This window comes from Pedobacter sp. KH_004 (genome assembly GCF_057840755.1).
The window spans coordinates 3,369,057-3,392,523 of the sequence record NZ_CM174519.1; the positions used below are offsets into that span (position 1 = coordinate 3,369,057).

General features: G+C 38.0%; 13 protein-coding genes. 1 reads left to right on the plus strand and 12 read right to left on the minus strand.

The annotated features are described in order from the left end of the window. Nucleotides 1-26: 26 nt before the first annotated feature. From AC3ITD_RS14390 to surE, 7 genes are all read right to left on the minus strand, one after another. On the minus strand, nt 27-2,471 hold the full coding sequence (locus AC3ITD_RS14390) for a glutaminase family protein (protein WP_489360753.1): 2,445 nt from the start codon (nt 2,469-2,471) through the stop codon (nt 27-29). Nucleotides 2,472-2,677: 206 nt separating this feature from the next. Continuing rightward, nucleotides 2,678-3,679 carry a LacI family DNA-binding transcriptional regulator gene (locus AC3ITD_RS14395; protein WP_489360755.1) on the minus strand — a complete coding sequence of 334 codons (1,002 nt, stop codon included), beginning with the start codon at nt 3,677-3,679 and terminating at the stop codon, nt 2,678-2,680. Nucleotides 3,680-3,883: 204 nt separating this feature from the next. Next, on the minus strand, nt 3,884-5,536 hold the full coding sequence (locus AC3ITD_RS14400) for a RagB/SusD family nutrient uptake outer membrane protein (RefSeq protein ID WP_489360757.1): 1,653 nt from the start codon (nt 5,534-5,536) through the stop codon (nt 3,884-3,886). A gap of 11 nt (nt 5,537-5,547) precedes the next feature. Then, nucleotides 5,548-8,583 (minus strand): SusC/RagA family TonB-linked outer membrane protein, encoded by a 3,036-nt coding sequence (locus tag AC3ITD_RS14405; RefSeq protein WP_489360759.1) that lies wholly within the window; start codon nt 8,581-8,583, stop codon nt 5,548-5,550. A gap of 271 nt (nt 8,584-8,854) precedes the next feature. After that, a complete protein-coding gene (gene lpxB / locus AC3ITD_RS14410; RefSeq protein WP_489360761.1) occupies nt 8,855-9,979 on the minus strand; it encodes a lipid-A-disaccharide synthase in 1,125 nt (374 codons plus the stop codon). Between the two features lie 50 nt (nt 9,980-10,029). Continuing rightward, nucleotides 10,030-10,302, minus strand: coding sequence for a stationary phase survival protein SurE (locus AC3ITD_RS14415; protein WP_489360763.1), 273 nt, complete (start codon nt 10,300-10,302; stop codon nt 10,030-10,032). Nucleotides 10,303-10,319: 17 nt separating this feature from the next. After that, the gene (surE, locus tag AC3ITD_RS14420) at nt 10,320-11,165 is read right to left on the minus strand and encodes a 5'/3'-nucleotidase SurE (RefSeq protein WP_489360765.1); all 846 of its coding nucleotides are present in this window, start codon (nt 11,163-11,165) and stop codon (nt 10,320-10,322) included. A 206-nt stretch (nt 11,166-11,371) separates the two neighbouring features. Between surE and AC3ITD_RS14425 the strand changes: the two genes are divergently transcribed. Next, nucleotides 11,372-14,305, plus strand: coding sequence for a M16 family metallopeptidase (locus AC3ITD_RS14425; protein WP_489360767.1), 2,934 nt, complete (start codon nt 11,372-11,374; stop codon nt 14,303-14,305). Nucleotides 14,306-14,627: 322 nt separating this feature from the next. Here the strand turns inward: AC3ITD_RS14425 and AC3ITD_RS14430 are convergent, their stop codons facing one another. The 5 genes from AC3ITD_RS14430 to AC3ITD_RS14450 all read right to left on the minus strand — a co-directional run bounded on the left by AC3ITD_RS14430 (nt 14,628) and on the right by AC3ITD_RS14450 (nt 23,420). Beyond that, nucleotides 14,628-16,343, minus strand: coding sequence for a hypothetical protein (locus tag AC3ITD_RS14430; RefSeq protein WP_489360769.1), 1,716 nt, complete (start codon nt 16,341-16,343; stop codon nt 14,628-14,630). A 52-nt stretch (nt 16,344-16,395) separates the two neighbouring features. Then, nucleotides 16,396-17,682, minus strand: a complete 1,287-nt coding sequence (locus tag AC3ITD_RS14435) for an MFS transporter (protein ID WP_489360771.1) — start codon at nt 17,680-17,682, stop codon at nt 16,396-16,398. Continuing rightward, the gene (locus AC3ITD_RS14440) at nt 17,672-18,730 is read right to left on the minus strand and encodes a glycoside hydrolase family 130 protein (protein WP_489360773.1); all 1,059 of its coding nucleotides are present in this window, start codon (nt 18,728-18,730) and stop codon (nt 17,672-17,674) included. Before AC3ITD_RS14440 ends, AC3ITD_RS14435 begins: the two co-directional genes overlap by 11 nt. A gap of 110 nt (nt 18,731-18,840) precedes the next feature. Next, nucleotides 18,841-20,325, minus strand: a complete 1,485-nt coding sequence (locus AC3ITD_RS14445) for a RagB/SusD family nutrient uptake outer membrane protein (protein WP_489360775.1) — start codon at nt 20,323-20,325, stop codon at nt 18,841-18,843. A gap of 20 nt (nt 20,326-20,345) precedes the next feature. Beyond that, a complete protein-coding gene (locus AC3ITD_RS14450; protein ID WP_489360777.1) occupies nt 20,346-23,420 on the minus strand; it encodes a SusC/RagA family TonB-linked outer membrane protein in 3,075 nt (1,024 codons plus the stop codon). Nucleotides 23,421-23,467: the final 47 nt, after the last annotated feature.

The following is a 23,467-nucleotide window of genomic DNA, read 5'->3' on the forward strand; positions in this document are numbered from 1 at the left end:
TATTATTTAGTGAGTGAATAATTTGTTTATTTATTAGCCCAGCGATCAGCAAGCATTTTGATGAAGTATCCGCCTACCACACTTCTTGCCTGAAAACCCGCTTTTTTTCCACTGATGGTTTCATGCCAATCGCTTAATGGCACCTTATCCGAAGTTTCTCTGGCAAATTTGTGTATGGGTTTGATGAACTTTTGAAATTCCTGCTGATTGTCGCTCAAGGTTGCCGTCCACATCATCCAATCAGATTTTGTATAAGCTTTGCGACTATCAAGCGGTAAACCAAAAGCATTTTGCTTGGTTAAATAGTAGTTGATTTCTTTGCGGTAAACATCATTCGGAAATAAATTCAGTTTCAATAATTTATCCCAAATCAGGTTATATTTTTGGCTCCAGGTATTTTTATCATTGAAAGTTAATGCGTAGTGGTCGCCGGCATCGGCAAGTTTTTGCCAATTTTTGGCCATATCTAATGCAGCATTTCTATACTTCAAGGCTACATCTGTTTTCCCCAACTGCTGCGCAAGCTGTGCATACACGCCCAAGCCAACAATTGCTTTTACCGATAAATTTGCATTTCGAGCCAAATGACCAGCGAAATCATCAGTACATAATTGGTTCGCTGGATCGAAACCTTCTTTCAAAAGATAGTTAGCCCATCTCGACATTTCTTTCCAGTGCTTCTCTGCATAACCGGCATTACCTTCAGCTTTGGCAATGGCACCCACCAAAATGATCATATTTCCGGCTTCTTCCACTGGCATGTCTTCGCCATAAATTTGCCCGTTGGCTATTGGATAAGTGCCTATATCATGTGCCGGATAATCTTTGTTCCATTTTCCGCTTTCTGAATAGTAGAAAATTCCATTCAACATGCCTTTTAATAATTCAGGGTTGTAAAGCAAATATTGCGGTGCCGATGGATAAGTAACATCTACTGTATTGATAAAACCGCCGCTGAAATTCTCCTTCGACAGAAATAAAATATCGCCATTTGGGGCATAGACAATTTTGTGCGCTGCAATACTTTGGCGATAAGCCAATTTGCACATATCGGCATATTCCTTGCCGCCAGCTTTAGTGGCATCAGCGACTAACTTGGCATCAAAAGCTTTTGTTTTTGCTTTAAGTGTTGAGTAATCGTTGTTAGCTTGTGTAAGTTGGCTCTCGAAAGTGCTTGATGGAGAAGTTCTCCAAATTGGTAATAATTGATCTCCGAAATATTCGATTGATTTTAAGTCATCATAACCCAGCATCATATATTTTTCTACCGACTTTGCGCCAACCGCACCAAAAGGAATTACGGTACTGAGATCTTGTGTTTTAACATTTAAAGCTTGTGAAGCTTGGGGGTATTGACCAGACTTGAAACTATTTAAATTCGCAAGTTGACTACCAATAAATTGCTTTGGTCCAAATTTTGTCGGAACCGCCACGTACATATAACCCCAGTCAATTCGTAAATCGTCATTTTTCTTTTTTAGGATCGGTTGTTCTACCGTACCTGCTTTTAAAATGGATAAATTATTATTGGTATTTTTCCAAACGGAGACAGCCTGATTTGGGGTATTGACCGCTAAATTGGATGAAGCACTAAAATAGATATCAACCTTGTGTGCTTTCCCATCAGCAGATTTTGCCGCATAGCTGATGTAGCTGATTGGCCTTGCAGTAAGCTTGATATCATTTAATAACAGTGGAGAAGTGAAAGTTACTTTTAGATTTACACCACCGCATTTAAAATCGTAAATGGTGTTGGTGGCTTCAACGGCTACATTGGTTTGTGTTGCTTTTAACACTTGAGACCCATTCGGAACTTCTTCTACAATGCCTGCATCAAGATGCCTGCCTCCTGCTGTATTCTTACAATCGATAGCTAGAATGTTTTCGCCAGGAGTTAAAATACCCTCTTCAATAGGAATATAAATGTATTCGTGTACCCATCCGTCTTTTTCATAAATCGTTTTACCATTTAGGTAAACAATAACATTGTCATCATGGCTAAGCTTTAAATATTTTTTAGCAGAGGAAGACTTACTAACTGAAAACTTCCTGCGATAATAAATTTCATCTGTATTCCATTTTGTCTTGGCCGTATTATCGTCGCCGAATGGAGCCTCATTCTTTTTCCAATCACTGTCATCATAAGCTAAGCTGTTCCAGTCTGTTGTTGGCTTTTTAAATGTATAGCTAGCCTGGTAACTGGTTTCATCGGCAGCTGGCAAAATTGTTTTATAGTTTTTCGATTCAGCACCTAGAAAACGATAAAACTTGCCATCAACTTTAGCCACACCTAAAAGCGATTGTTCTTTGCCTGTCCAATGTTTGGTTACCGAATTGTTTAATCCATCGCCAAAAGACCAAATGCTTAAATAGGTATCGTGAGCAATTAAGGGATAAGCTGGAACCTTGTCTTGAGCTTGAACATTAAAATGTAAGATGCAGCAAAACGCAAAAAAGCATAGTTTTCTCATAAATCGAATATTTGGTTACGTTAAACGTTTTACTAATCTGACAAATCACTTTCTTTTAATTTAAGTTAAAAGAAAAAAATTCTAAATATCGATTTGAGATTGACCTAAGCCCGAAAACATAAAACGTTTTACTAGTCCAATATTAAAGAATTAAATTCCATATTAAAATAGCAGATCCGCAACATTTTAGTTACAGCAAACAGAAACTATCTCTCAATAAGCTTTGCAGGAATAATCACGTTTTGATTTTCTGCTTTGGCTTTAGACGAGAGCTGATTTAGAATCAGTTGAATAACAGTTTCGGCAATTTCTTCGAGGGGTTGTTGAACAGCAGAAATACTAGGCGTATGAAGTTCAAAAACCTCATGATCATCATAGGCAATAACAGAGAAGTCATCTCCTATTTGCTTATTGAGTTGTTTTAGAGCTTTTAGACCACTAATGGCCAAATAATTGGTAGCAAACAGTACCGCATCAATTTCTTTTGAAAGAAATAGGTTTTTCATTTCTTCAATGGTTTCCGTTTCATCCTGATTGAAATGAATTTTGAGTACCAACTCATCCAAATAGGTAATCTGATGATCGACTAAGGCTTGTTTGTAACCATCAAAACGCTCCACAATTTGTTCTACATCGATATCGGTGGTTACAAGCGCAATTTTTCGCTTACCATCTCTGATGAAACTTTCTATAGATTGATAAGAAGCTTTAAAATGATCCGCACCTACATAATGAGTTTCCACATCCGATAAATTTCTATCGAACAAAATCACAGGTTTATTATCTGCCACTAAAGCATTAATATCTTCTTCGATTCCTTTTGTAGGTGAAATAATATAACCATCTACCTTCCTCGATTTAAACATGTTGATTAAATCTTTGGCCTTTTCAACATCATTTTCGGTGCTGGAATAAATGATTTTATAGCCCTTTTTATATGCTTTATCTTCTATTAAGCGAGCAATACGGGAAAAGAATGAATTGGATATATCTTCAATAATTAATCCGATAATGTTTGAGTTACCTGTACGTAAACTCCTGGCAATTTGATTGGGTTTATAACCACTTTCTTTGATAATCTCTTCCACTTTCTTAATCACAGCTTCGCTAATCGATTTCTCTTTCGCTTTACCATTAATGATAAATGAAACTGTTGTGATAGATACACCTGCCTTAACGGCAATATCTTTTATGGAAAGGGTTTTCATTTTTTAGCGCTTCAGATAATATATTGTGATAAGTCTCCCGTATTTATACAGGGATTTTTCAATTTTTGCTAATATAAAGCATCTTGATTAATATTTTCTTAATATTAATCAATTTAGGTTCTGCCGTTTTGTAAAATATTCATATTTGATTATTAAGATTTTATTAAAACAGAAAAGGCACATTTAAGTGCCTTTTCTGTTGAATTAATAACCTGGATTTTGTTTTAGGTTTTCATTTAATGTTCTTTGTATTAAAGGAATTGGAAATATTTGTCTGAATGGAGCAGACGGGGTATGATCCCACCATGTTGCCGTATGAAATTTACCAAATCTTATTAAATCATCTCTTCTGAAACCTTCGAAGACAAACTCACGGCCTCTTTCATTTAGCAATTCATCTAATGTTAAAGTAGCAATGGTATACTGATTTGCAGGCCAAGTTGCATCAGTAAAAGCACGTTTTTTGCATTCGTTTATTAACTGAACAGCTTCTGCATTAGCAGAACCTCCATTTTTACGCATCAAAGCTTCTGCTTTAGCGAAATATACCCAGGTTAAGCGATATAAGTTCCAGTCAGTACAATTGTAGTTAAGGTCTACAGGTATTGGCTGACCATTAACAGTACCCACAACGTTATTTCCTAATTTGTATTTATTAAATCGAACACCACTATTTTCTTCCCCCTCACTCATGTTAGATACAGTTGAATTTGCTCTTGCACGGCGAATTTCGTCGACAAAATTAATTTGCTGCCCATCGTACTCATTACCACCCGAAGCAAGTGCAGGTGCACCATTATCAAATCTAACCTGTGGGCCTTGCAATAGCCAGGTCGACTTCCTTAAATCATCATTAACATACTTAGTATAGTTACCAGGAACCATTACTACGCCATTATTTCCATTTCTAGAACCTCCATAGATTCTATCTTGTTGGAAATGGAAAAATTCACCAGTCCATGATGGTTGCGAGTTTGCAACTTTGAATTCGTAAGCAATTGCAAAAATCACCTCTTTCGAGAGATCGTTGGTTGTCTTAAACTGATCGGTGATATTAGGATCTAGCTGCATGGTTCCGTTTTGACCTCCAGCTTCATTATTGATTAATTTGTTAGCAGCCGCAATACAGTCATCCCAACGAGCTGTGCCTGTCCAAACTTCTGCGTTTAAATAAAGTTCAACCAACATGGCATATCCGCCAGCTTGCGTCATACGCCCAATCATATCTCTTGAAAGTTTTGGTGCCTTATCGATATTGTCCTTAATTTCTTTTTCGATAAAAGCGAAAACTTCGGCACGAGGCCTGGTTTCTGGCTTTGCAGGGACACCTATCTGAGTAACAATTGGAATATTCCCGAATAAATCCATCAGTTTAAGGTAGTGATATGCCCTTAAAAGCTTCAATTCGGCAATAAAAGCATCTTTTTCAACTTGGGTTACGCCCATCTGCTGCAGACTACGTTTTTCCAAATTTTCAATTGGATCATTACAATAACCAACACCGCCAAACATTAATGCCCAGGCATTGTTCAACGGTCCATCATCTACTAACCAACTGTGGTAATGCAGGCGCTTCCATTTACCGCCATCTTCACCGTGGCGACCTTTTGTAGGCCAGGCCAACTGATCTCCAGAAAGCTCAGCTGGTCTCCACCACCCATCCTGACCGGAGGGTGTTGCCCATGCATTGGCATGAGTATATGGTCTTAAAACCGCTGATAAAACTTCGTTTTTATTGTTGTAATAATTATCTGTAATTAATTGACTGTATACCTTTTCATCTAGCTTGGTACATGCATTAAATAGTATTGGTGAGGCTACTAATGCCGAAAGGATGATTTTTCTATATCTTTTCATTTCTTTTATTATTAAAATCCAAAATTAACGCCGAAAACAAAACTCCTGGTAGTTGGGTAAGGACTTCTGGTATCGATACCTAAACTGCGGCCGTTTATTTCCTGTCCTAAACCAACATCTTGAATCGTATCAGGATCATTACCTGAGTAACCTGTTAATAACGCAAGGTTTTGCCCTACAGCGTAAACGCGTAAACTTCTAAAGGCTTTATCTTTAAATTTGAAGGTATAGCCTAAGGTTATCTCATCTAATTTCAAGAAACTTGCATCTTCCATATAATAATCCGAATACATGTAGGTGTCGTTTATCTCCGCGTACTTGGTAAAGGCACTGTTTAGTAAGTTACCTTGTGTTCCGAATTTGTTTCCATAAGATAATGCTACGGTGTTAAGCGCATCAAAATCTAATTTACTTCTTAAAAAGATTCTTAAATCAAATTGCTTGTAGGTAAATGTGTTTCCAAGTGATAAATAATACTTTGGTATTGCGTTACCAATCACCTGAAGATCAGTTTGATCGCGGAATGGCGAAGTATTAATTTGAGCATTAGGTACTGCCTGACCTGCACGATTCGTAAACAACCATTTACCTTCTGGCGTAAATCCAGCGAAACGTTTACCCCAGAACTCGCCAATGTTACGGCCTTCATAAGTACGGAAAGCATTTCCTAGTGCACCTGCACCACCAATGCTACCAAACTCTACCATATCTCTTTTGTAAATATCGTTGGAGAATGTTACCAGTTTGTTATCAATTGTACTTCCTGCGAAATCAATGCTCCAATTGAAATCTTTACCTTTAATTGCCTGATAGCTTAAAGATAGCTCCAGACCCTTCGCTGATATAGTACCAACGTTAGTGTAAATCGAACTTTGAACAAATGGAGGTTGAGGAGAGGTATAAGTGTAAAGCAAGTCAACAATATCCCGTTTAAACACATCTATTGATCCACTTAATCTGTTGTCGAACATTGCAAAATCTGCACCTAAATTATATTCACGTTTGCGCTCCCACCTCAAATCGGGATTTGGATTACGCGATGGCCCATAAGTTTGTAACCAGTTATTTCCAGGAAATGGATATAAATTACCTGTGCTCAACGTTACTAAAGATGCGTAATTGGCGAAACCAGAGTTCCCTGTTTCTCCATATCCTGCTCTAAGTTTCAAAAAGTTGAGCCACTTCGTATTTTCCATGAACTTTTCACGGGTGATCTCCCATGAGGCAGATAAAGCCGGGAAACTTGCCCATTTGTTATTTTTTCCAAATCTAGAAGAACCCTCTCTTCTTAATACGGCTTCAAAGTTAACCTTTCCATCAAAGGTATAATGTACACGGCCGAATAATGCAATTAAAGTATTATCATTTTTATTACTTGCTATACCTATAGTGTTAACTTTTACTGGCACACTACCTAAATTGTTTTCTTCGAAAAGATCATTGGTGTATCCACGGTTGTTGGCGCTAAACGATTCGTTAACTTCATAACGATATGAATATCCTAGCATCCCTGTTAAACGGTGTTTCTCTTTAATGGTTTTACTATATTCGATAGTTGGCTCAAAGTTGAAATTTTCATTTAGCTCAGTTCCTTTATATGCATATCCACCATTTGGTGCATCACCATTTTCTACAGAGTTTTGGCTTCCAATTGTTCTGTACTGGTTATCAACAAACTGATTTCTTTGATAAGCCACAAATGCAGAAGCCTTCAAATCTTTCATAAGATCTATATCGATTTTACCATCTACAGAATATGTTTGTTGATTTCTTTTACTGGTTTCTTGTTGTAACCTCGCTACCTCATTGGTGATATTTCTGGTAAATAGGTAAGAGCCATCAGGATTAAAGAAAGATTCCGTAGGGTTTTTTGTTAAAACATTTTCCCAACCTCCACCACCTAAAAGGTTGGCATTGTTAATATTGGATGCCACATTGAACAACGCGGTTACTTTGTCTTTAAAACCTTTTTGCGTCAAACTCATCCTGAACTGATATTGTTCTCTGCTATTTTCTTTTGCGAAACCATCCAGCTTATTGTAAGTGAATGATCCGCGATAACTTGATTTATCGCCACCACCAGCAACGGACAAGTTCTGATAATGAGTTAAATTATCTTTGTTGATGATATCGTAGAAATAATTATAATCGCCTCCATAGTCTTTGGCAGTATAAAGTCCGCTCGCTATCTTCTCGCGGAACTGGGATGCTGTCATAAAATCGGGACGCTCATATAGCGTTTCGTGTCTTACATATCCGTTGTAATTAAACTGAGCGGGTCCTTTTTTACCTTTTTTGGTAGTAACCAAAATAACCCCTGCATTTGCACGGGTACCGTAAATTGCCGCAGCTGAACCATCTTTTAACACTGTGAAAGATTCAATATCATCTTGTTGGAGTAGATCCAGATTACCACCTGGAATACCATCAATAACGATAAGTGGACTTGCTGTACCCGAAATAGAAGTTACACCACGAAGTTGAATGGCCACACCAGAATTCGGATTTGAACCATTTCTTGTAATTTGCAAACCCGCTACCTTACCTTGCAATAAATCAAGGGCATTTCTGGCACCACTTTGTCTAAATTGTGAGGTGTCTACTTTGGTAATTGCTGATGTTAATTCTCTTTGGCTACGCGTACCATAACCCACTACAACTACATCATCCAGTTTGTTATCAGTTGCAACAGCAAGCTTAATATTTAAGGTTGTTTCGGCACCAACCTTAATATCTTGCGCTTTATAACCGATGTACGTGAAGCGAAGCACATCGTTATCATTTGCTTCAATTTTAAACTGGCCATTGGCATCGGTTACAGTGGCCTGCCCAGAGGTGATGTTCTTTACACCCACGCCTGGAACTGGATTGTTTGTTTCATCTACCACCTTACCGATAATTGGTTTTGCAGCAAAGATTTGTTTCCTTGGAAATTCACTTGCGAGAAAATCGCTTAGATCGATTTTTTCTGAATTTGCAGAAAACACTGGGGAACTCGCTAATAAAATTGCGGAGAGCCCAGTAAGTTTAAGTAAATTAACTTTCATTAGCTATTTTGTTATATGTTGGAAATTGATTAGGTTTTTTTGATGCCTTTCGATCAAATCCAAAAGGCGTAGAAATCCAGTACGAAATATCTGATAGGGCTAGTATTCATGAAGTAGGATGATTAATTAATCAATATTAAAAATTATCCATCGCGATAAATCGATTTAGTCGTAAAAAAAACGTTACAAAAACGTTTTATTAGATTTGTCATCTAAAAAACACGGCATTGACTAAAAATTAGCTGCGATTTGTGATTTTACTAATCTGATTTTAATTTGGTTGATCTGGGATCGCCGAAAGATACCCCTTAATCAGCTTTGCGGTTTTGGCAGATGCACCAGGTTTTCCCATCAAACGGAGTAACTCCTTGTAGTTGTGAAGCATCCTTTCTCGCCCATCCCCTTCCATAATAATTTGAAGCTCTTCGCCCACCTTTTTAGTGTTACAAGCTTCCTGAACAAGTTCGGTTACAATCTTTTTATTCACGATTAAATTAACCAGGGAAATGAACTTAATCTTCACTAACATCCTGGCGATAGCAATAGAAATTGCCCCTCCACGATAAACCACCACCTGTGGAACTTTAAACAAAGCAGTTTCTAAGGTTGCTGTGCCCGAGGCCACAATTGCAGCATGGGCATGATACAATAAGTTGTAAGTGTTATTAAATAAAAGTTTAACTTTTTTGGAGCCGATAAACTGCTGATAATAACTTTCATCGAAAGTCGGTGCAGCAGCAATGGCGAATTGATAGGCTGGAAATTGATCTGTAATGCTGAGCATTACCGGTAATAATCGCTCAATTTCTTGTTTTCTGCTCCCAGGTAATAATGCAATGATTTTCTGTTCAGCTAAATTGTTTTGGGAGAAAAAATCCGGATCGGGAGAAAAAACAGCCTGCTCATCCAAAAGTGGATTTCCAACATAATCCACTTTCATACCCCATTCTTTATAAAAATCTACCTCGAAAGGTAAAATGCAAAACATATGGTCAACAACCTTTTTGATTTTTAGCACCCGCTTCTGATTCCAGGCCCAAATTTTTGGAGAGATATAATAACAAACCCGGATGTTATTCTCTTTGGCAAATTCAGCTATTTTTAAATTGAAACCTGGGAAATCGATTAGGATCAATACATCGGGTTGCCAGTTTAAAATATCGGCTTTGCACTTTTTAAGGTTTTTAAAAATCGTTCTCAAATTCAAAATTACTTCTGTAAAACCCATAAAAGCCATATCAGCATAGTGTTTTACTAACTCGCCACCTTCAGCCTGCATTTTGTCGCCGCCAAAATAACGGAATACGGCCCCGTCTTCTTCGAGCTTTAATGCTTTCATTAAGTTTGCTCCGTGTAAATCGCCTGATGCTTCGCCTGCTACGAGGTAGTATTTCATTTTGGTATTAAGTAGTTAGTATCAAGTATAACATGCAGGTCGCCATCTTTTTAAAAAACCTTGTAGGCGAAGAAAATAAATGCACACAAAAATGTTGCAGCTAAAATTCCTCTGCCAATGTTAACCTTATTGTATTTAAAAAAATATTGCATTACATAAGCATTAACAGCAATGCCACCGATGTAAAGCAAATCAGCCTTGGCCAGCGATGCTACATGATGAATGATATACCAAGCCAGTCCACATAAAATAGTTGGTATTATTAAACCTATCGCCAGCCCAATCCAAACAGAATCTGTGAGTCTCCTTAACTTATCGCTCATGTTATATAGAGATATGATTAGCCTAAATTGATTCCATCAGGAGCAGAAATAGTGGTTTTCCCTTGATCGGATTTCGAAATATCACCATCAATAAAATTCCATCCGTTTAAAGTTTGAATGGCATGGTGCGCCGTTAAATCGAACTGTACTGGCACAACTGAAACATAGCCATGTTCCAATGCCCAAACATCGGTATCTTCACCCTTATCAAAATTTTCGAAAACACCTGTTAACCAATAATATGGCCGTTTGTATGGATCAACACGCTCATCAAATTCCTCCATCCATTTAGCATTTGCTTGCCTGCAAACTTTCACCCCTTTGAGTTGATCACCCTTCGGAAAATTTACGTTTAACAAAACGCCTTCTGGCAGCCCATTTTCAAGCACCTGAAGACAAATATCCTTAATGTACTTTTTAGTATGACTAAAATCCGCATCAGCAGCAAAATCATCCATTGAAAAACCAATAGACGGTATTTTTTCGATGGCACCTTCAACCGCGGCAGACATGGTACCTGAGTATAAAACATTAATGGAATTATTTAAACCGTGATTAATACCCGAAACGCAAAGATCTGGTTTCTTGCCCTTGAAAATTTTATTTACTCCAAGCTTTACACAATCTACTGGAGTGCCGCTACATTTATACATCTCCACGCCATCATAAAGATTTACTTTATCAAAACGAATGGGTTTACCGATGGTAATTGCATGCCCCATTCCGCTTTGTGGACTATCGGGTGCAACCACAACTACATTTCCAATTTCCTGCATTACCTCCATCAAATTTTTAATTCCGGTAGCGGTAATACCATCATCATTTACTACTAAAATAGTTGGCTTTGCTTTATGCTTTGTCATGCTGGTAAAAATACAGAATATAAAATCAAGGCACAATAAAGCGCTATTTTATATGCGAAAATCATTTATTATCCCTCTAAAAGAATATATTTTTTTAAAGCATTTCATTCGATGCCGGAAAGCATATATATTTGATTAAACAACTTATTAATGTGAGGATTGGATTTAAAAGTTCAGTACTTCAATCACTATCATAAACCAAATAAATGAAAATCAAACTATTTACATTAGCTTGTTTTCTTGTTGCAAGTTCGGTGGCAAAGGCCCAAACTTCTTATCAATGGAAAACAGGAACTTCTGGGGGTTACAGCTATAAATACGTAACCAACGATCCTACTAAATCTCGCTTCTACACGCTAAAAAACGGGCTTACTGTAATTTTATCGCAAAATAATAAAGAACCGAACATCACCTATAAAATGGCTGTACGGGCTGGTAGCAATACAGACCCTAGAACAAATACCGGCTTAGCCCACTATCTGGAGCACCTTCTATTTAAAGGAACTGATAAATTCGGAACCTTAAATTATGCGAAAGAAAAACCTTTGCTAGACAAAGTGGAGGCACTTTACGAAACTTATAACAAAACAACTGATCCGGCTAAACGTAAGGAGATTTATAAAGAAATTGATAAGGTTTCTGGCGAAGCATCTGAATATTCTATTGCAAATGAATATGATAAAATGATGAAATCCATTGGCAGTAACTCTACCAATGCGCACACCTCAGTTGAAGAAACAGTGTACGAAGAAGATCTTCCATCGAATAATATTGATCGGTTTTTATCTCTTCAGGCAGAGCGTTTCCGTGCCCCAGTTTTCCGTATTTTCCATACCGAACTGGAAGCCGTTTACGAAGAGAAGAACATTGGTATGGACAACGATGGACGTAAAATGTATGAGAAAATGCTTTATGCCCTATTTCCAACACATAACTACGGCCAACAAACCACAATTGGTACTATTGAGCATTTAAAAAACCCGTCGCTGGTAGAAATCAGAAAATATTACAACAAGTATTATGTGCCTAATAATATGGCCTTAATCATGTCTGGAGATATTAATTATGATGATTTGATCAAAAGAATTGATAAAAATTTCTCTTACATGGTTTCGAAACCATTAGCGCTGTATAACCCAGCACCAGAGAAACCACTTACTCAGATTCAGAAGGTTGATATTTACGGTCCTAGTGCAGAAAACCTTTATATTGCTTATCGCGGTTATGCCCAAAATACCCGTCAAAGTTTGCTATTAGATTTAATCGGTAGCATCCTATCAAACGGCAAAGCTGGTTTAATGGATATCAACATCAATAAACAACAAAAAATGTTGAGGGCTAACGCGGGTTATAATTCGATGAAGGATTATGGCGTTTTCATATTATCAGGCTCCCCAAAAGCCGGACAAACTTTAGAAGAGGCTCAGCAACTGTTATTAGAACAATTAGATCTGCTTAAAAAAGGTGAATTTGACGAAAGCTTAATAAAAGCTACTGTTGCCAACATTAAGTTGGCTGAATTGCAAGGTTATGATAACAACGATGTTCGAGCTGATGCAACGATGAATTCATTTATCCAAAACCGCGGTACAGAATGGGACAAAACACTGGCCTCTACCGATGCAATGGCGAAGGTTACCAAAAAGGAAATTGTTGATTTTGCAAACCAGTTTTTCATCAACAATTATGCGGTTCTTCTGAAACATAAAGGAGAAGACAAAAGCATCATGAAAGTAGAAAAACCGACTATCACTGCCGTAAAAACAAATGCAAACGAAGTTTCTCCTTTCACAAAAACAATTATCAGTTCTCCAATTAAACCAATTGCACCTAAATTTTTAGATTACAAAAAGGACTTAAATTTTGGTAAAGCTGGCATCGCTGATGTAATCGCAGTGCAGAATACTGAAAACGGTATTTTCCGAATGGGCTATCGTTTTGAAATGGGTTCGTACAACTACAAGTTATTGCCTTACGCTGCTCAATATTTAGCTTTTTTAAGTACCGATAAATATTCGGCAGAAGATATTAGCAAGGCTTTTTATAACTTGGCCTGTAACTACAATATTAACGTAGGTACGGAAGTAACAACTGTTTCTTTAAGCGGTTTGCAAGAAAACTTTGATAAAGCTGTAGCCCTTTTAGAAGATGTTTTAGCGAATTGTAAGCCAAACGAAAAAGCACTCGAAGATTTAAAAGGCCGTTTATTAAAATCACGAGAAAATGCGAAATTAAATAAATCATCAATTTTAGGAGGTTTGATGAGCTATGCACAATATGGCTCTGATAATCCTTTTAATTATGGATTAAGCAATGATGAAATCAAGAACATGAAATCGTCTGATTTGATTTATTTGTTGCACAACTTAACCAACTACAAACACACGATTACGTATTTCGGTCCGAAAGCTTTAGATGCATTCTCTACAGACATAGCGAAAGTTCATGCTTTGGGTAAGGATTTTACACCAGCAGCTCCAATGAAAAAGTTTGTTTATACCACGACAGATTCTAACAAAGTTTACTTTGCAGATTACGATATGGTACAGGCAGAAATTCGCTGGGTACGCAATGCAGGCTTATACGACCCTACCAACGCAGCAAAAATTGGTCTGTTTAACAATTATTTTGGTGGTGGCATGGGTTCTATCGTGTTCCAAACTATTCGCGAATCTAAAGCCCTGGCTTATTCTACTTTCGCTGTTTATTCTTCACCAAATAGCAAAGACAAAGAAAATAGCATGGTGGCTTATGTAGGTACGCAAGCGGACAAGATGAATGAAGCGGTAGCTGGAATGAACGAACTTTTAACGGTATTGCCTGAGTCAGACAAATCTTTCGATCTTTCGAAAAACAACTCTTTAAATGGAATTGAAACTGCAAGGATAACCAAAGATGGTATCATATATTCCTATTTGGCCGATAAAAAACTAGGTTTCGATCATGATTCTCGTATTGATGAATATGCTGCGTTGAAACCCTTAAGCTTCGCAGATGTAAAATCATTTCACAACGGAAATATCTCAGGCAAGCCTTATAACTATTGTGTGGTAGCCTCAGAGAAAAAAATTAACATGGCCGATTTAGCCAAATATGGTGCTGTTACCAAATTAAGCTTAGAGCAGATATTTGGATACTAAGAAAGGTTGAGGGTAAAAAGGCTGAGGGTTTAAGTTAAAAACCCAAAGACCTTAAATAATTGAAAGCGTTCCGGTGTAAAAGCCGGAACGCTTTTTTATTGGGCATTCTTATCAAAAACTAAATAAATCCAAAGTGATCTGCGGCCCAATTTGAAAATGACTTGTGCAGTAGATTATGAATAAAGCAGTCCCACTATCCGCTGTAGTTCCGCTTGAAAAAATCGGGAGCTGTCGCTTCTATCGGGTTTAATAACATTGTTTTGTGCAAAAAAAGCACCGCCTAAAGGCAGTGCTTGACCAAGAATGAGCGCTATTAAAAACCTTATTTCTTCATATAATCAATTACCACACCATTTGCCATTAGCTTTTTGTCTGCGCTTGCTAACTTACTTCCTGCAGGCGTTTCTACAATTAAAACGGATTGATTGCCAGCAATAGAAATACTACTCTTAACTGTAACGTTTATGGCGATAAATTTTTGCGAAACGGCATCATACAGATCTACTTTTTTTGTTCCCTTCACTTGATAAACAATAGCTTTATTCTGGGCATACGGGTTGTAAATCAAATAGGTTGGGTACGCTTTGTTTTTATAAAAATCTGTGGCTAAAACATCCAATTTTAAAATGGCTTCTACATTTGTTTTTTCTACAATTGCCCCAAATATCCCTACGTGGCCGCTTCCATAAACACTAAATTGAGAAACATCAGGATTTTTGCCAGGTACCCACTTTGGTCCATCGCCTTGTGCCACTGGACCTTTTTTATCCATGTAAAGCGTATCGAACGTAGAAGTCTTGGCAAAACCTTCATAAGCAATTACGCCTTTGGTAACTGCTGTTTTTTCAGGAATAGTTTGCCTATCGGCAGGCATATATCGCGGATAAAAAAACCGCGAAGCATTTACCGCGTTCAACATCCATTTTCCAATGGCGTTGGCATAAGCCGGTTCATAGCGAACGGTTGGCACCAATGGCCAGGCTGCATCGAATGTGTTCATTAAAAAGCCATAACCACCATGATCCACCGTGCTTCCTACCACACCAGAAATATCATAGCCATTCCATTTACCCGTTAAAACACCCCAGCCTTCGCGGCAAACCGCGGTTCCATCAAACGTCCAGCCTAAAAGTTTTTGAACATCAAAATTTGTTCCTTGCTCAACGTTCATCCTTGCCGCCAAATAGGCTCCGAAAGGCATCAGCAGTTCGTAAGTTGGATTAATCTTATTGCTTTCCAAAGCGGTCATCGCACTAATGGCACCTTTCAAGTATCTTTTATCGCCAAACTTTTTATAAGCCGAATACAATACCCAGGCATGGCCGGCAGCGGCATCTTGTTGTGCACAAATCTGGTTTTTCATGGGCTTCATTGCGGCATAATCAAAATACGAGTAGTTGTAATCGCCTTTCAGAATAGAATCTGCCTTATAAAACTTCTCAGCAATACTTTTAGCAATCCAATCGAAATCTTTTTCATTAGGATATTGCTCGTAAACGGCATAAAACAACACATTCGGGTAAACATCATACCACCAATCTCTACCATAACCGCCACCTAAAAGCGCTACTTCCGGAGCAGTATTATTCATCATAATATTCCATTTGGTATCGCGGTTGAAATAATTTTTCAGCATGGCGGCATAGTTCACACCGTTCTGTTTACTTTTATCGATCCCAATTAAACTGGCACCCATCACCGCACCCATGTTGGCCAAAGCCTCATGAAACATTCCTTTGTTGTTCTTCCCCTGACGAACGTCACCAACAGCTGTATAAATCCCCATCACCGGCTGATCGAAATTCTTTCGGGTGCTATCCATCCAGATCATTGGCCAATATTCGCCTTTGGCATTGAGATCATAAACGGTTTTATCGAAGTTTTGGGCCATCAGTTTCCAATCAATAATTTCTAATGGCTGAGGCAGATTTGCCATCTCTTCTACCCTACTTAACTTAAGCTGTTTTACTTGTGCTTGCGCTACGCCATAACTCAAGGCAAGCGACAATGCGAAAAAAATTTTGAAATTAAATCTCATATTTTCTGTGTTTCGGTCGGTGAAAATACCGACTAAGATTGATCAATTTATTTTATATTGGGGCAACCACACCAGGTTCTTCATTACTTAAAATGGGTGCTTCTTCTATATTTTCTATTTTTCCTTGCTTAATAATTCCTTTTGCTACCCAATAAGAGACTAACTGTAAAATTGCTACAATAATAATGGCATAACGCAGAGCAATTTCAACAGAAAAGCAATAAGCCAAGATCAAAAATGTACCCGCTCCCGTTAATCGGCCAACATAGAGGCCTGCTTCGTGATTTAAGATGTAAGCAAATTCGCTTCTTTTCTCTTTTTTGGTCAAGATATCGATTACACTAAACTGAATTGGAAAATATGCTAAATCCAGCAATGGTTTAGCCAGTAACAAGAACAACATAAAAAGGATTACTCCCAGGCTGCTATATAAAACCCCGTTAATTACCGCAGCGATTGCAAAGAGCACCAAGCCTGTCCCAAATATATAAAGACGGTGTTTAGCCGAAGTATTTCTACCGATAATGTACATCGCTATCGCAGCAATAATGGCCCCGATAGATTGCGCTGTGCCTAACGCACCTTCCTTACCAACTAACAGCATAATTAACATGGCAGGTGCAGTTACCAGAAAGCCTTGGACCAACCCTTTTAAAGTAGCCAAACGCAGTAATTTATACCAATACGGATCGAATTTAAAATAAACAAATTTCTTTTCTGTAGGATTTTGAAAGTTGCCTCTGAAACACATGATGGAAGCCAGTATGGTAATCACGAAAACCATTCCCGTTACAATTTTGTAAGCCAAATGTGCGCCACCAGTTACAGCATTAAATTCGATAAACCAGCCAATAAGTACAGGAATTACCACCGCGATAATGGTGTAGAAAAAGGTTTCTAAACCATAATAATAGTTTCGGTTTTCATCATTGGTAATGGCCAATGCAAGGAAATCTCGGTTGGCCCAATAAAAACCGAACGACATGCCCATAATTAATCCTGCAATACCAATTCCGGTATTATCCAAAGTGGTTAACGACATCATCACCATCATCGAAACTCCACTTAACATCATACCCAGGGAATACAATGTTTTAATAGAAAATTTACTCAGCAAACAGCCATTCAAGAAAAACGTAATTGGAATACCGGTATAAATTGTCAATTGATAAATTACAACTTTAACCGGATCGTTGGAACTTCGCATAACATAAGCCGCCACAAAAATATCGATTACAGGAAGTACGATACTGTAAATTAAGTTGGTTAAAGTAAGTACCCGGAAATTGTACGACTGATTTTTGAAGTGCGCAATTTCTGATTTTAGTTTAGTTAGCATGGTTATATTTTAATTGCGATAAAATATCTTGAATAGAAAACTTGGCGCCGCACACAAATTCATCGGCAGCACCGTAATAAATGGTGAGTTCATCACCATTGATGGTATGGCCATTTGTAAAAACCACCTGACCAAAAAAGCCACACATTTCATACTCGGCAGTCGGACGCATAATCGGTTCATCCGTTTGTGCCAGTACTTTCGAAGGATCGTTCAAATCCATCAAAAAAGCACCTAAACAATATTGATGTTCGGCATTTGCGCCGTGGTAAATTTCCAACCAACCTTTACCAGTTTTAATTGGAGCCGCACCTGCACCAACCCGTTTACTATCCCAATTATTTTTGCGGGTTTTGATGATACATTTATGGTTTCCCCAATGAATTCCATCTGGAGATTCGGCCAACCAGATGTAGTTACCCCCTAAATCTACACTGCTCGGGCGATGAAGGGTATAAAATTTCCCATTGATTTTTTCTTCAAAAACCGCACAATCCTTATTATGGGGAGGAATAATCATCCCATGTTTTTCAAAGGTTTTCCAGTCTTTTGTGGTTCGCATCCCCACACCCACGCCATGTTCGGAAACGGCGGTGAAAGTTAGATAGTAAGTACCATCAATTAATGCTACGCGACAATCCTCGATACCAAAAGCTTCATCAGGGCCTTCACCTTGTAACAAAGGGTAGCCTTCTGGCTGATAAAAGTTAATGCCATCATCGCTACAAACCAAACGCAAATGTGAGAGCGTGGTTAAATAATCGGCACCTTTATAATTGATTACCCGAGGATCATCAGCTACCAAGTCGGGATCATTTTCTTGTATTGCAATAATCTCAATACCATTGCCTTTTAAAACCGGAAAGGATATAATTCCATTTTTTTGCTCGGGCCTTTCCGCTACGCGAATGAGTAACCAGGTTTTATTTTGGAACGTAAAAACTCCGGGATTGAGCAAACAAGCAATCTCTAATCCTGGTATACTTGGAACTAAATCCTTTGGAGATAAAATAGGGTTCTGCGGAAATCTTTTAGCACTATCTGTCATAATATTTAGGGAATAGTTATCCATTAGCCGATAAAAAACCGACTTGAATAGCGTTTGAAAAAATTAATTGTTGCCTGCCAAATCAATAACAAACAACAATTAATTAACGGTTAGTAACCTGGGTTTTGTTTTAGTGTACCTGCAGAAGCATCTACTTCAGCCTGTGGTAGCGGATATAGATAATGCTTATCCTGGAAATTTTTGCCTTTACCAGTCATTACCGTTTTAGCTAATTTCCAGCGTTTAAGATCCAACATTCTTTGCGATTCGAAACCCAATTCGACTCTGCGTTCAGAGACTATCCAGTTTTTGATAGTTGCCTTGTCGCTTGAAGCAGCACGATCTGGCAATGTACCTGCTGGTGGCATTACACCTAAAGCACTTAAACTTGTTCTTGCTCTTGTCCTAACTTGATTAATAATGGTTACTGCATCTGCATATTGACCCAATTCGTTTTGAGCCTCAGCTTTCCATAGCAGTACATCAGCATATCTGATGTAAATTTTGTTGTTAGCAGCATCATCATTTCCTTTGTTCGATCCATTTGTACTACCCAATAACTTATTTATGTTTTGATTTGCCACATCGACCGTATAAAGTTTCCTTGGATCGTTGGCCTCAAAAGCATTAAGAAAATCAGTACTAGGAGCAAAGAAACCCCAACCCAAAGGCGCACAAATACCATTGCCTTTTAGTGGATTTTGATTTGACTGATGATCGTAAACAAAGATATTTTCGTTTTCGGCGAACTCTTTCGTTTGATTAAAGCTATCGAAATAATTTGCGTTTAAGCTATAAAAACCTAATCCTTGAAGTTCATTTACACTTGTTACTACATCGGCCCATTTTTCGGTATATAACGCTGATTTTGCCAACAGTGCAATAGCAGAACCCTTATTGGCTCTCCATCTCTCAGTTGCCGAGCTGTATTTTGCATTTGGCAATAAACCTTTTGCTAAATTTAAATCGGCTTTAATTCTATCCCAAACCAGGTTTTTATCTGCCCTGACAGCAACTTCAAATGCTTCCTGGTATGTACTTACTGGTTTCAAAATTAATGGCACATCGCCAAAATTGGTAACCAATGAGAAATAATAATACGATCTTAAAAAATAAGCTTCTCCAAGGAGCTGATTTTTACGAGCTGTGGTTATTCCCGTAATGGCCTCAATATCGGTTTTAGTTAATAATTCGATGGCGATATTTAATCTTTTTATCCCTTCATAATCATATTTCCATAAACCATTAGGTCCGCCATTGGTAGATGTAAAGGTGAAGTTATTCACATCGTCCATCCAAGGCTGATCACCATCTGGATTCCACTTCTTCTCCATATCATCTGAGGCAATATCCTGCATCACCAGATCATTTTGAAAAACTAAGCCACCTGCCCAATCCCATTGTGCCAAAATATTTAAGCGGTTAGATAATAACTGATAGGCAGAGTTAACCGAGTTTTCTACTGTTCCAAGTGTTGGTGTGGTATTTACCTGTTCCAACGTAGTTAAACCTATCGCTTCGGTAGTAAGTTGCTTTTTGCAACCCGCAAATGTTAATACACTAAACACTGCGCTTATAAATAATATTCTTCTCATAATACTTGTGCAAAAAAGGTTTATAAACTAATTTTCAAACCAACAATAAATGCTTTCGATTGTGGGTAAGTGCCTTGATCAATTAATGAGGTCGACTCTGGATCTAAACCTGTATAATCTGCTACTGTTAGTAAATTCTGCCCTGATGCATACAAACGCACATTTCTAACGCCAATCTTCTTCACATCGAAAGTATAACCTACTTCGATGTTTTTCAGTCTTAAGTACGATGCATCTTCTACAAATACGCTGGAAACGTTACCGCCACCATTGTTATTGAAGGTTACTCGAGGTAAAGTATTACTCGTACCAGGTCCGTTCCAGCTATCCAAAACCGATGTCATCGAATTAAATGGACGGCTGTCGAAATTGATAATCTGTTTTAAATCGTTATAGCGATCTACACCTTGTACCCCTTGTAATAAGAATGAGAAATCGAACTTTTTAAATGATGATGAAAAAGCGAATCCATAAGTTAATTTTGGAACCGGATTTCCAATAAATGTTCTGTCATCAGCATTGATCTGCCCATCGCCATTCAAATCTTTAAATTTGATATCACCTGGCAAAGCACCATTCGCATTTGAATATAAGTAACTACTTACTTCTGCTGGTGTTTGATAAATGCCATCGAAAACTAAACCAAAATACGAATTAATCGGCTGTCCAGCTTCTGTTCTGGTATGCGTTCTATCATCGTTGATGTTTTTTACAAACTCTTGCAGCTTATTAACTCGGTTTGTTAAAGTAGCAATGTTTGCATTCACATTGTATTTAAAAGCATGTTCCTGGTTTCTGAAGTTTAAACCAAACTCAAAACCTTTATTGGTCAATTCGCCTGCATTTACGTAGGTACGATCGATAACACCTACAGATACCGCTGGCAAACCAACTGTTAATAAGATATCATCTGTTTTCTTCACGAAATAATCTGCAGTAAATGATAGTCTGTTTTTAAGCACTCCGAAATCGATACCGAAGTTGGTTTGTGTAGTGGTTTCCCATTTCACATCCGGATTACCGTAGCGTACTACATTTACTATACCTCCAGATTCTGAAACCAAAGTTTGATAAGTGTTATTTGGAATTTCCTGGTTACCAGCCTGGCCCCAGCTTCCTCTCAGTTTTAATTCAGAAATCCATTGCGCATCTTTCATAAACTCCTCGTTGGAGATTATCCATCCGGCAGATGCCGACGGGAAATAACCCCACTTGTTTGTTGGTCCGAAACGGGATGAACCGTCAGCCCTTAAAGTGGCAGTAGCAAAGTATTTATTGTCGAAATTGTAAGTTCCGCTACCGAAAAACGAGACCAAATTAAACTCACTTGCCGAACCCGAATTGTAAATATTAGTTAAGCTTCCATAATCCAAATACTGAAAACCTGATGTACTTTTATCAAAATTCTGTCTGCTGCCACCAATTGCAGACGACTTGCTAGAAATATTTTCAGCACCTAATAAGAAATTCACATTGTGCTTTTGCGCAAAGGTTTTTACATAATTTAAGGTATTTGTAAAAGTAAAGTTCATCACTTCACCTCTGTTTTCATCTAAATTATTAGGCTTGTTGTTTCTGCCCTTACCTGGGTAAAGCTCATCAGGGTTGTTGTCGTTATCATCTCCATAATTTTGAGCGAAGTTTTTATTATGCGTAAAACTGATATCTACACCTACACTTGACCTGAATGTTAAAGATTTATCGCCTAAGAACGCATATTCGGCATAGAGGTTTCCAAAAGTTTGGAAGGTTTTACGCTTATCGTTAGTAAAATTCACGATAGCGATAGGATTTGAACTGAATTCGAAATTTTTATCCCAGCCATTATTGTTGCCCATATAAAAAGGTAAATCGGTGTAGGGATTTGCTGCCGAATAAGTAGGGTCAGTTACACGTTTATATACACCCAAAACTGGCGGACGCAATAATGCATGGCGGATAACCCCCGGTACATCACCACTTGAAGACAATTTATCCTGCTTAGCAAAGCTTAATTGTAGGTTTGTGCCCACTTTAAAACGATCTGTGATGTTGGCATTTACATTTGATCTGAAATTAAAACGTTCGTAACCATCATGATCCTGAACCACAATACCATCTTGTTTGTAATAGCCAGTCGAAATTAAATACTGAACCTGATCGGAGCCTCCATTTACAGAAGCCTGAAGATTTTTCGATTTTCCAGTTTCGAATAATTCCCCTAACCAATCTGTATCGGATAAATCATTCCTACTTCTGGCAGCCTGATATGGACTTACTGCATTTGCTGCATTGCCTAAAGTATTATGCCATGCTCGGTCTTTTATTGTTAAGTATTGATCGGCATTAAGCATTTTTGGTAAGTTTGTGGCTTGATGAAAGCCTGTAAAGTACTCAACATTGATGTTTGCCTTTCCTTTACTGCCACTAATAGTCGTAATTACAACGACACCATTAGCCGCACGAGATCCATAAATTGCGCCTGCAGCAGCATCTTTTAAAACCGTCATCGATTTTACATCGCTTTGGTTTAAAAAAGAAATATCGCGGGTAGGTACCCCATCAATTACATAAAGTACATCGTTGTTCCCCAAAGTGCCCTCGCCCCTAATTCTAAGTTTTATACCATCACCAGGAGCACCTGTATTGGCAGCTACGAATACACCTGCAACCTGACCTTGAAGTGCCTGAGCAACATCAACAATTCTGGTTTTCTGCAAATCGTTCATATCAACCGTTGCAACCGAACCTGTAATTGACGCTTTCTTTTGAGAGGTATAACCAACTACCACTACATCGTTTAATGATTGTGATGAAGGTTTTAATAAAATATTCAAACTCCCGCCTGTCGGTGATGAAGTAGTGGCGTTGTAGCCTATGTAAGTGAAAGTTACTGTTTGAGTTGAACCCGGCTGAAGGGTTAAAACATATACTCCATTTCCATCGGTAGAAGTTTTGTTTTGTGTATTGGTTTGCATCACCACAACACCAGGCAAAGGCTGATTAGTTTCATCTGTAACCTTACCTGTTATTTTAGTTTGCGCATAACTTGTAAAACCGGTAACGGCTAAGAACAAGAAAACCAACGATGCATAGATACGTCTGTTTTTTTTCATAAAGATTTATATTTGATTGAGAGCAAATATAGCTTGGAAGCTGTGCA